General features: G+C 32.8%; 6 protein-coding genes. 5 read left to right on the forward strand and 1 reads right to left on the reverse strand.

The features are described 5' to 3' along the window. Positions 1–439: 439 nt before the first annotated feature. Positions 440–1,297, reverse strand: a complete 858-nt coding sequence (locus tag BLW74_RS22035; protein WP_139265780.1) for a CPBP family intramembrane glutamic endopeptidase — start codon at positions 1,295–1,297, stop codon at positions 440–442. Between the two features lie 539 nt (positions 1,298–1,836). Here BLW74_RS22035 and BLW74_RS22040 point away from each other — a divergent pair. From BLW74_RS22040 to BLW74_RS22815, 5 genes are all read left to right on the forward strand, one after another. Next, positions 1,837–4,872, forward strand: coding sequence for a reprolysin-like metallopeptidase (locus tag BLW74_RS22040; RefSeq protein WP_089697083.1), 3,036 nt, complete (start codon positions 1,837–1,839; stop codon positions 4,870–4,872). Between the two features lie 161 nt (positions 4,873–5,033). Beyond that, positions 5,034–5,921 (forward strand): serine hydrolase domain-containing protein, encoded by an 888-nt coding sequence (locus BLW74_RS22045; RefSeq protein WP_167358490.1) that lies wholly within the window; start codon positions 5,034–5,036, stop codon positions 5,919–5,921. Next, positions 5,921–6,085 (forward strand): hypothetical protein, encoded by a 165-nt coding sequence (locus BLW74_RS22595; protein WP_167358491.1) that lies wholly within the window; start codon positions 5,921–5,923, stop codon positions 6,083–6,085. Before BLW74_RS22045 ends, BLW74_RS22595 begins: the two co-directional genes overlap by 1 nt. 314 nt (positions 6,086–6,399) lie before the next feature. Beyond that, positions 6,400–11,421, forward strand: a complete 5,022-nt coding sequence (locus BLW74_RS22050; RefSeq protein ID WP_089697088.1) for a GEVED domain-containing protein — start codon at positions 6,400–6,402, stop codon at positions 11,419–11,421. Positions 11,422–12,058: 637 nt separating this feature from the next. Further along, entirely contained in the window at positions 12,059–12,187 is a 129-nt protein-coding gene (locus BLW74_RS22815) for a hypothetical protein (RefSeq protein ID WP_262487329.1), read from the forward strand. Positions 12,188–12,208: the final 21 nt, after the last annotated feature.

Consider the following 12,208-nt stretch of genomic DNA (forward strand, 5'->3'; position numbering starts at 1 on the left):
TCTATTTATATTCTGTTTTTCCATTTTAACTACAGTCATTAATCATAAAAGCTTCCACAGAGGGAAGCTAGAAAAAACACAAAGATGAGGATTATCCCACTTTAAGGGATGTACAAAAAATGAAAAATATTCTACTAAATAAAATAATACTATAATTAATGAATAAGTTTAAATCAAATCGGTTAAATTAGAATCTTTAATCTAGATTTTTTAAATGAAAAGCGAATTTTACTTAAATATCGATTAATTCTCTCAATAATTACTTTGATAATCTTATTAGTAAAAATAACATGAAAGATTAAGAAAAAGCAAAGCATGTGACTCCAAAAATATAATAAAAGACGCTTTTTTAGAAAATATTTTTGTTATAAAAGATCATGTCGAGTATTCCTTTCAGTTAATATTAGCATAATTATAATTTTGCATAGGATGAATACTTCTATAGACAATTCTTGTCGTAATCTTCTATTATTTTTAAAAACTGTTTTTTACTCATGCCGTTTTGTGATTGAAAGAGTATATTGACACTGCGATCTTCTTTATTTCTTTTGAACGCTGTTAGAGAATCCAAAACATGGTTGATTGATAACTGCTGAGCTTCTATCCTATAAATTTTGTTGTCAGAAGAATCAACTGATAGATTTTGTTTTGAGATTTCAGTATATGAATTAGCTGTTATCTCAATCGAATAATCATTGTTTGTTACTACATATGGTTTTTCAAAACTTGTAAATATAAAACCTCCTATAGTCACCGTAAGATTCCAAATCATATGATAAATCACTGAAGAAAGGAAATTGAATTTAACTCTTATAAAAGTAATAATATATCCTCCAATTATTTGTGATAATACAACTAATGGGACAAAAATTAAAATAGTTGTAGTTTTTCCATTAAGGTTAAAGTTATCTAGGTGTACCAATCCAAAAATTAAAGGAACGCAGTAGACAATTACTCTGAATAAATAGCTCCATATTTTCTTACTTAAAAAAAATGAATAAAAACGATTATATCTTATGGGTAATCTAAATAGTAATTCTTCGAAGAGGGGTAAAACTAAAACACCGATCACCAATAAAAAAAGTAAAGTGTCCTCTTTATATACCAATAGTGATGAATCAAGAAGATATGTATCAGCGAAATAGTCTCCAAGTGGTATAAAAAATACTAATAATATAAGGTCAATAATTAAGCCGTATATAATATAACGTATATTTTTTGACAAAGAGTAATGTTCTATTCTAGTATCTGATGGATTTTTATAAAATTGTAAGAAGTCAATTATAAAATTTTTCATAATTAATTTACTATTAAATAAGGCAAAAATTAGATCTATTTTTAATATAATATATATAATAAGTACTAAAGAGTTTAGCGCTGTTTTCCCGGAACTCAGTTTCAACTTAGATTTAAGCTTTCTTAGCAAAAATATTTATTTAGACAAAAACTGAGGTTGATTATATGTCTTTAATTTTATACTAAACAGATTTAAAGTTTGTTAGACAAATCTTGATCTTTACTTTGCAAATAATCTTTAACTCGGAGAAATAATTTACTAAATATACTGTGTCTGATTAAACTCTTTTAGATTCTTCGAGGAAACTACATAGACTAATGTAGAGCTTAAATTTTAATTCGTAATATCTAAAATTTTGTTTGATAATTTAAGAAAAAATTACTTCGAATAATAATTTAATAATTTATTATGTACTGATTAAGTACTTGTGTCATAATTGTTAGTGTAAGGTAGAGAATTTACAATTAGTTTTGAAAAATAAAATATCACTTTTTCTTCTAGCATCATATCCTTCCTATTTTAATAGATAATTATATAAAATGAAAAAAACAGTACTATCATTATTTTTAGTTTCTGGCTTCTTATTTTCAAAAGCACAGAGATGGGAACCTACCTCACAAAAAATATCTGAGATTAGAAAAGAGGTGAATGTTAAATATTCTTACAGATTCGATCTCGATTCTCTAAGAGAAACTTTAAAAAATGCTGTGGAAACAGGAAAAGGATCGCGAGCTGTTATTGTATCCTTTCCTACTGCAGAAGGGAAAATTGAAAAGTTTGCGGTCTATAGTGATCCGGTTGTTGTAAAATCGCTAGCTGATAAATACCACTTGGGATCATACGTAGGGGTAGGAATAGATGATCCAGGCAAATATATAAGATTCAGTACTGCACCTACAGAGATGCAATCAATGATTATAAAAGATGGGAAATTCCAGTTTATAGAGCCTATCACTAATGATAAGAAGGTTTATGGAGTTTTTTATAAAACAGAAAGAACTGCAGGTGAGCATGGTTTTGAATGTACAACGGAAGAAAAGAACTTTAGAGACATAAAATCATTAGAATTCAATGGAAGGAAGAACCTTTCAAATATAGGAATAACAAGCAGACCTGCAAGTACAAAATTCAGGACTTATCGCCTTGCACTTGCTACTACAGGAGAATATACGAAAAAATTTGATCCATCAGGAGGTACTACGAATACTGTTATTCAAATGAATGCCACAATGACACGCGTAAATGGTATATTTCAAAAAGATTTTGCAATTAAACTTATTATTCAGGATCTTCCTAACATTATCGCTACTGATCCGTCAACGGATTTCTACACTCCTCCAGCTCAGCAGACAGATCCTAGTTTGAATACTCAAATTCAGCAATTTCTTACTCAGCAGGTAGGAAATACAAACTACGATATAGGCCACGTTTTTAATGCAGCAGGAGGAAATGGTAGTGCTGGAATGATAGGTTCTATTTGTGTCGATCCAAGTACTAATAAACCATTAGCAAAAGGTTCCGCTTTTACTCAAATGACAAATCCTACAGGGGATTCTTTTGATATAGACTATGTTGCTCATGAAATGGGGCATCAATTAGGAGCGAATCATACTTTTTCACATCAGTCAGAAGGATCGGGTGTAAATGTAGAGCCTGGAGGTGGTTCAACTATAATGGGATATGCGGGCATCACAGGTGATAATATACAAATGTCAACGGATGCTTATTTTCATTATTCTTCGGTCAATCAAGTTCTTAATGATCTTGACAGTAAGCCTGGCTGTGGTTTATCTCAAAATATAACAAGTAATGCGGCTCCGCTCATCACACCACTTACTTCCTACACGATTCCAAAAGGAACAGCTTATTATTTGGAGGCAATAGCAACAGATACAGATGCTGTGAACTATACTTGGGAACAAATAGATAGTGTGGATAAATTTCATACAATATCGGGAGATAGCGGCTGGGGATACAATTCTCAAGGTGCATTAGCGAGATCAAATTCAGGTACGGTTAACGGAAGAAGATATTTCCCAAATCTTCAAACGGTAATGTCTGGAAACTTAACTGATAAAACGAAATGGGAAACTGTCTCTTATACTCCGCGAGTCCTTAACTATGCTGTAACTGTTAGAGACGACAATACCACTCCAATGCTAGTATCTGCCGAAACTACAGTAACAGTAGCTGATAGTGGACCCTTCAAATTTAAAGGACTTAGTGACAGCAGCACTTTTTACAATAATGCTGTTAATACTATTTCATGGGATGTAGCGGACACTAATAATGCACCATATAATGTAAGTAATGTGAAAATAGAATATACAACAGATCTTATAAACGGCTCTTCCTGGACGGAGTTGGTTGCTTCAACACCTAATACGGGAAGCTACCAAGCTCAGATGCCTTCAGGAGTTTCAGGACCTGTGAAGTTTAGAATTTCAGCATTAGGAAACATATTCTATGCTATTTCTCCTAAAATAACTATCGGTGCAGCGCCGACTTCTACGGCTAATCCACCGACAGGATTATCTGCAAACTTTAATGATATATTGAAGACATCCGCTATAATAAGTTGGAATAACATTCCTGGAGCTACCTATTCATTAAGATATAGAAAAGTAGGTGAGGCTAATTGGATAAATACCACAAGTCCTGTTAACTATTTGTCATTAAATTCACTTGAGGATGAAGCAAATTATGAAGTACAAGTTGCTTCTGTTGTCAACACTGTTATTGGATTGTACTCGGATATTTATAATTTCAAAACGAAGGGATTACAAACAGGATCTGATTACTGTTTGATGAGTACAGGTGGAAATAGTTTTGCAGACGATACCCCAAATAGTGGTCTAGCCAAATTAAATATATCCAATTTAGCTTATTCAGATGCTACATACAAAAGTATTTTTAGAACTTACTTAGATTATACTGAAGATGCTAGTAAATTGATTAATCTTACTAAGGGTACACAATATACATTATCATATACTAATGTTGGGAATAAAATCCAAGATGCCAGCTATCCGGATAAAATAGAAGTGTGGATAGATTATAATAGGAATGGTGTTTTTGAGGATTCTGAGAAGATTGGATCTAATAGTGGTACTCCCAATAGTAATGGTTTGCATACTGGTAACATAATTTTTACAGTTCCTGCCAATGCATATTCCGGAGATAAGCACTTAAGAATGAGAGTTGCAAGTACATCTTTTGTTGTTAGTGATGGACCATGTGGTTATCCAAAGTATACAGAAGGGACAGATGATTATTCATATGGATCTTTTAAAGATTTTCCAGTGAAAATTTTAGAAAACAACCTTTCCGTTAATGAGGTTAAAGAATCGACCTCAGAAGTATTTATTTATCCTAACCCGGCTGATACTTTCATAGAAGTAAAAAATCTTAGCAGCAAAGCGGATTATAAAATTTACAGTGCAGAAGGAAGGCTAGTCCAGAACGGAAAATTTGATGGACAGCGAATCAATATTGCTTCATTGACCAAGGGAATCTATATTATTACCTTCGTTGACGACAAAAATACTTATAATAGAAAACTTATCAAAAAATAGTTTTATTATAAGTTTAGTTACTTGTACCTGTAGGTTACTATACGCTGCAGGTACATTTGATTAAGTTTTTATTGAATTAGATAAAAGCTTTTGGAAATTTTTCAAAAAGAATAGTAGCTATGCGCAGTTATTTTCTAAATAAAAACAAAAAGCATGTATATATGATCAATAAGTTGATTTGGTTTTCTTTATTTTTTTCAAAAGCATACGGATTCTCTGATATTAAAAATAAAATTCCTTTTACAGAAAGGACTATTATGCCAATAGCATCAGTAAGTAAAACAGTAATTGCTCTTTCTTTAGCTAAAGCAATTGAAATGGCATATTTCGATGTTGAGACACCTATTAATGATATTTTACCATTCAAAATTGTTAATCCACACTATCCTAATGACACAATCAGAATTAAGCATTTGTTTACACACACTTCGGGAATAGTTGACAACCAATCAACATTTATAAATAGTTATGAGCTTGCAACAAAGCTTAGTATTTCTATGGGTGTGTTTCTAAAAAATTGTTTGTATAAAAATGGGAAAGACTTTAATGTGGTTAATTTTGGAAAATCCAGAGTAGGAAATAAATATAATTATTCAAATATAGCGTCGGATCTCGCTGCTTATCTTGTTGAACTGAAATCTGGAATATCATTTGCTGAATTTACCTATAAATATATTTTCAGTCGTCTTTCATTACAAAACACACACTGGTTCTTTGATGAGAATAAATCCAAAGACTATGCTAAGCTGTATGAGATAAATACGTCGAATTTTCCATTTTATAAAAATTTAATGAACGATGATAAAACTATAAAGGATTATACCTCAATAATATATCCCGACGGCAGTTTAAAAACTTCTTTGGATGATTTAATAAGGTATGTAAAAGAAATTATAAACTGTCATAATAGCAAATCAAAAATTCTTAATAAAGAATCGTACAAGACAATCTTTAAAAAAAGATTTGATGAAATGAATTTTCCAGCTAATGTAGATAAAAGTCTTTCAAATCAGGCAATGTTTGGAAGTACAATAAAAAAGGTAGGTTAATGCATACTGGAAGTGATCCTGGAGTTTTTGCTGTAGTCTCAATTGATTTCGAAACCAATAATGGTAGAATTATTTTGATTAATGCAAATATTGATACAGATAAAAATCAAAAATTAATACAAGATTTAAAAGAAATGTCTGAAAATCTGGAAATTACTAGATAGATATCAGTAAGCATAAATAGTATTTTGCATGTAATTATACGTTATTAAACATAAAAACGGCTTATAAAATTAATAACTCTCTATATTAATGTTTGTTATTTATGGGCGGACAGAATGTAAAGAAAAAGAGAAATCTCAAATTGAAATAATAAATACATTATTCATTATCATTTTTTTATGAGACTAATTCGATGCCTCCCAAATAGCTAATTCTATATTTTTCTTGATAAATCCCAAGACGTATAAAGAATATATCAACTTAAGATAATATTTTGTTCAATTTGTAATTAAATTAAATAATAAGAAAAGTAATTATGAAGAAAATTTTAACTTCGTTATTTTTTATTTTTTTGTTCACATTTTTTCACTCGCAGTGGATTCCCTCGGAACCTAATACTAAACTACTTAAAGATGGTCTTCAAACTGACCGCCATTTTTATTTAGACATTTCATTACTAAAATCTCAGTTAACAGGGGCACAAGAACCAGGAAAAACTTCAAAACCTGTTATTATAAATCTGCCCACCTTGGCTGGTAAAATTGAGCGATTTTCTATATACAGCTTACCGGTTGTAGTAAAAGAACTAGCAAACCAGTTTCAATTAGGTTCATATGTTGGAACGGGGATAGATGATCCCTCTAAATATGTGCGTTTCAGTTTGGCTCCAAACGATTTTCAATCCATGATTATAAAAGATGGCGGATATGAATTTATTGAGCCTGGTAATGCTACAAAAACAATTTACAGAGTTTATCCAAAAACAAGTAATGGAAAATCTGGTTTTGTTTGCTCAACTGAAGGGCATGAGCATGATAAGGCTGAAATAGAGAATCTTTATAAGAGAGGAAAGTCATTTCAAAATCAACCGACCGATTTTGCTAAATCTTCCGATCGTAAATACAGAACACTTAGATTGGCTATGTCTGTTACGGGTGAGTATACACAATTTCACGGGGGAACTGTAGCAGGAGCATTAACTGCTATTAACGCTACACTTACCAGAGTTAATGGAATTTTTGAAAAAGACTTTGCTGTTCATTTAAATTTACAGAACTATCCCAATCTGATTTACACTAATCCGGCTACCGATCCATATTCAGATCCAGCTATCGGAATGGGAGGGAATCCATTTACAAATCCTAATGGCTGGAGTCTTCAGTTGAAAAATATTCTTGAAACAAACGTAGGTAATACTAACTATGATATAGGACATCTATTTGGACAATCAGGAGGAGGAGGAATGGCCGGATGTATTGGCTGTGTTTGTCTTGATGCAACTGTTCCGAATTCAGGTAATGGGAAAGGTTCAGCATATACATCTCCTGCAAATGGAATTCCTCAGGGAGATACTTTCGATGTTGATTTTGTTGCTCATGAAATGGGACACCAATTGGGGGGTAATCATACTTTTTCATATGAGAACCAAGGTGCGCCAGTACAATGGGAACCCGGCTCAGGATCAACGATTATGGCATATGCAGGTATTGCAAATGCAAATGCATCCACATCTCCTTCAGCTGGAGGTACATTTGATATACAACCGAACAGCGATGCATATTTTATGAAAGGAACCATAGATCAAGTACATGCTGTTTTGACAGCAAGGACTTGTGATATAGAAACTCCTGTAGTAAATACACCTCCGGTAATTGCAGCATTACCAAATTATACTATTCCTAAAGAAACAGCTTTTGTATTAACGGCTTCTGTCACAGACGCAGAAAATGATCCTATGACATATACTTGGGAGCAAATAGATCAAATGGGGGCAGTACCCATAGATAATATTAATTTAGGAAATACAAGTGAAGGAGCATCATTCAGGTCGATGATCCCGTCAAATAGTCCCACTCGTTATTTTCCGAAGCTATCTTCAGTACTAGCAGGTATCCTTCATGACTCTAATGGTTGGGAAGCTGTTTCTACAGTGCCGAGAACAACTAATTTTGCAATTACAGTCAGAGATAATAACCCCGCTGCCAATCAACAACAGACAAGATCAGCAACCCAAAGCATTATTGTTGGTAATAATGGACCTTTTAAAGTGAATTCAACTACAATTTATAATAATGGCCCCAGCAATGTAGTTTGGGATGTTGCAAATACCAATTTAACACCTTATAATACTGCTAATGTAAAGATCGACTTTACAACTGATAATGGGTTAACTTGGAATGTGGTGTCGGCTTCTACACCAAATGATGGAACAGAATCCTTGGATTTTAGTTCATTTCCCCTTATTGTAGGAGGAACAGCTAAAATTAGAATAAGTGCTATTAATAATGTTTTTTACGCTGTCGGAAGTGCACCTATAAGTACACTGCCTATATGCACATCTAATCCGCCAGGAGGGGTCTCAGTAACCAATATTACACAAACTACTGCAACAATTATTTGGAATTCATCATTTAATGCATCGTATATAGTACGATACCGCTTAGTAGGCAATACAGTCTGGACAGTTGTTAGCCCCAATCCAACTACCAATACGGTAGTATTATCTGGACTATCTGCAGGAACATATTATGAAATTCAGATTGCTAACATATGTTCTGGGGTTACAGGTAATTTTTCTTCTATCATTACTTTTATGACTCCATATTGTGCAGCTACTTCTAGTAATACTTCTAATGGATATATTTCTAATGTAACAATAGCAGGGACAAATTCATATATTATGAGTAATAATTCAGGGGCTGACACATATACAGACTATTCAGCCGATGCTACAAAATTAATAACTTTGGTTAGGAATACCAGCAATAACAATATTTCAGTTGGAAAATCATGGTCCGGAGCTATGAGTAACAAAGCAGCAAGTGTTTGGATAGATTTTAATAAGAATGGAATATTTGAGATTTCTGAAAAAATTTTGAATACAAGCAATAGCCAAATAACTCCTGTAAATGCATCATTTCAAGTTCCTGCTGGTGCTTACATTGGTCCACTTACAACACGGATGCGTGTAATATTGAGGGATACTAATAATTCTAACCCATGTGGTGCCTTTATTAATGGAGAGGTAGAAGACTATGCTGTAAAAATTATAGAATTGGCAGGATGCACAGCCGCTGCTCCATCTAATATCAGTATTAGCAGTCTTACGATTAGTTCGGCAAATCTATCATGGTTGGCAACTACTGGTGCTACATATGTATTGAGATATAGAAAAGTTGGTACTCCTATCTGGACAACTATTAACCCAGTTCTGCCTCCAGGAAATTATCATACAATTTCAGGTTTAACAGAAGATACTCAATATGAATTTCAGGTTGCAACAATATGTAATGGAAATATGGGATCATTTTCTGCATCTCAACAATTTACAACACCGATACTATCATATTGTCCAATGACAGGTACAGGGATGAACGAACATATTTCGAATGTAACTGTGACTCCTGTGAATCCCGGATTACCAGAAATGAACAATAATTCTTTACAAAATAATTATACCAACTATACCGCGCCTAATACATTAATTACATTGGAAATTGGTTCAGTAAATAATAAAATTTCCGTATCAAAAGGATGGTTGGGTGCAGCAAGTAATACTGCAATTAAAGCTTGGATTGATTTTAACAGAGATGGGCAATTTGATAACTCTGAGATAATTTTAGTTTCTGCGGCAGGTAATGCAACACCGGTAACAGAATTATTTGCAGTGCCTGCAAATGCTTATTCGGGTCCTTTAACTACAAGAATGAGAGTAGCATTGCGTAAAACAAATGGGCCTGTAATCTGTCAGAATATCACAAATGGTGAAGTAGAAGATTATGCGGTGAAGCTGAGACCATGCGATACCAATACCCCAACTGGGCTTATTGTGCATACCATTACTCATAATTCTGCTATTGTACAGTGGACTGCTGCTGCTAATAGTCTTACTTCTCTTTTGCAATATAGAGTAATAGGAGGTCCTACATGGACAAATATTTATACTACTAATTCATCCTACACCTTAAATAATTTATTGCCATCTACGCTCTATGAAATACGGGTTGCTGCAAACTGTGGACTTTCTGTTGGAAGCTTTACACCAGTTAAGACATTTAAAACCAGATGCGATTCGACTCCTCCTTCTATTACATTAGGAAATATTACAGTGAATTCTGCTGTGATTAATTGGTCGCCAGCTGTATCAGGAACATCTTATAAAATGCGTTGGCGAAAAACGGGAGTTTCTGGATGGCCTAATCAGGAAATAAATCTTCCTTTGCCTCCAAATAATACTTATATATTGGGTAATCTTGCTCCATATACAGCATACGAAGTTCAAATTGCTAGTCAATGCGTTGGTGAAACTACATGGAATTCATATTCAAACCCAGTTGTTTTTACAACTGAAAAAAACTGTGATCTTCCTCCTACAGGCCTATCTATTACTCAGTTATTACCTAATTCTGCCGAAATATTGTGGGATCCTTTTCCGGGAGCGAGTTATATTTTACGTTATAGAAAAGTCGGAATACCGAGCTGGACAAACATTCCGCTTACTACAAATTTCTACACTTTAGCTGGATTGACTGAACTGACAAAGTATGAAATGCAGGTAGTAAATGTTTGTAATGGAACTGGCGGAATTTTCACTCCACCTTATTACTTTACTACTCCCACAGTAACTTACTGCGAAATGTCTTCTGAAAGCTCGGAAGAAGAGTATATTTCTAAAGTAACAGTGAAACCAAGTGGAAAAAAAATAATGGTAAATGCTTCCGGAGCTTCTACATATACAGATTATTCTAATAATCCAGAGACATTTATCGATTTGATTCAGGGGTCTGTAGATAATGAAATCAGTATTGAAAAGAAATGGGTAGGAACAGTTCGTAATGAAGGTATTGCTGTTTGGATTGATTTCAATAGAAATGGTGATTTCGATATTAATGAAAGAGTTTTTTACTCACCGCCCAATAAATCAAGTCTCGTATCCGGCAAATTCAATGTTCCTATTGATGCTTTTGTAAGTATGACAGATTATAAATATGTAATAATGAGGATTGCTATGCAAAGAGATGGAGTTCCTGTGAATTGTGTTGATTTTGAAAATGGTGAGGTGGAAGATTATTCTGTTAGGATTTCCAAGAAGCAGGTTTACAATCCTATTGATCAAAACGATGTTTTAATTTATCCTAATCCTGTACGGTCGATATTAAATGTAAAAAATATCAGCAAAAATGCAAATTATAAAATTTACAACGTAGTGGGGCAGCTTATTGCTGATGGAGTTTTACTGAATAATCAGCTAAATGTCAGTAAATTAACCAATGGGGTATACATAATTGTCGTCAACGATAATAGCAAGACAGTTCGTAAAAAATTCCTTAAAGAATAATAAATTTTTATATCACTTCATTTATTTTTATAATTTATTATCTAAAAATTTTATAGTGTTAAAAACAACAATTCAAAGATAATAACTTCAAGAATAATAATAAAATTAAGGAAAGGATGCTACATGGCATCTTTTCTCTTTTACTAAATTAAGAATAAAGTTAGTTTGAAATAAATTCTTCGATGTACATACCTTCATTAACAGGATATGTTTTTCATTATCTATTCCATATTTAATATTTGGAAAGTATTAATGCTTTTAAATATAAAGATATTTTTTATTTTAATAAAGACATTAACAACAAAAAAAGGTTTGGTCTGCCTATGATGACCGTATCTTTGCCTTGCAAATTTTCCGATGTATTATGTGAAAATTAGATAGGCCTCGTTCTAATAGGTATATATTTCAATATATGAAATAAAAGATTGTATAATATCAAGTACTTTAGATACTTCAACAGTAAAGTATCAATAGACCAGCTATAAAATGACTTAAGTTTATGGTGTAAAGTTTAAATCTTTGACTAAACAGCAACAGAAATTCAAGGCTCGTAAAGATTGGCTTAAACTCTATTTAGAATCAGGGTCTGTAACAAGACGGCATTACGCTGTGGAATTGCAAGATCAACACTTCAACGATGGATAAAAGGTATAAAGGAGAAGGAGAACAAGGAATGTCACATGAGTCAAGAGGTGCTAAAACCCTTACCAATACTAAGGTTATAAAAGAAATTGAATCTATTATCCTCAATTTAAGAAGAAAATAAAATGGGGAGCTGCAAGAATCT

Origin of the sequence: Chryseobacterium culicis, assembly GCF_900108365.1 — a bacterium.
Classification (GTDB): Bacteria; Bacteroidota; Bacteroidia; order Flavobacteriales; family Weeksellaceae; genus Chryseobacterium; species Chryseobacterium culicis.

Coding starts and splice junctions, on each gene's coding strand:
- BLW74_RS22040 (WP_089697083.1), top strand. CDS start 1,837: ATGAAAAAAACAGTACTATCATTATTTTTAGTTTCTGGCTTCTTATTT.
- BLW74_RS22045 (WP_167358490.1), top strand. CDS start 5,034: ATGATCAATAAGTTGATTTGGTTTTCTTTATTTTTTTCAAAAGCATAC.
- BLW74_RS22035 (WP_139265780.1), bottom strand. CDS start 1,297: ATGAAAAATTTTATAATTGACTTCTTACAATTTTATAAAAATCCATCA.
- BLW74_RS22815 (WP_262487329.1), top strand. CDS start 12,059: ATGGATAAAAGGTATAAAGGAGAAGGAGAACAAGGAATGTCACATGAG.
- BLW74_RS22050 (WP_089697088.1), top strand. CDS start 6,400: ATGAAGAAAATTTTAACTTCGTTATTTTTTATTTTTTTGTTCACATTT.
- BLW74_RS22595 (WP_167358491.1), top strand. CDS start 5,921: ATGCATACTGGAAGTGATCCTGGAGTTTTTGCTGTAGTCTCAATTGAT.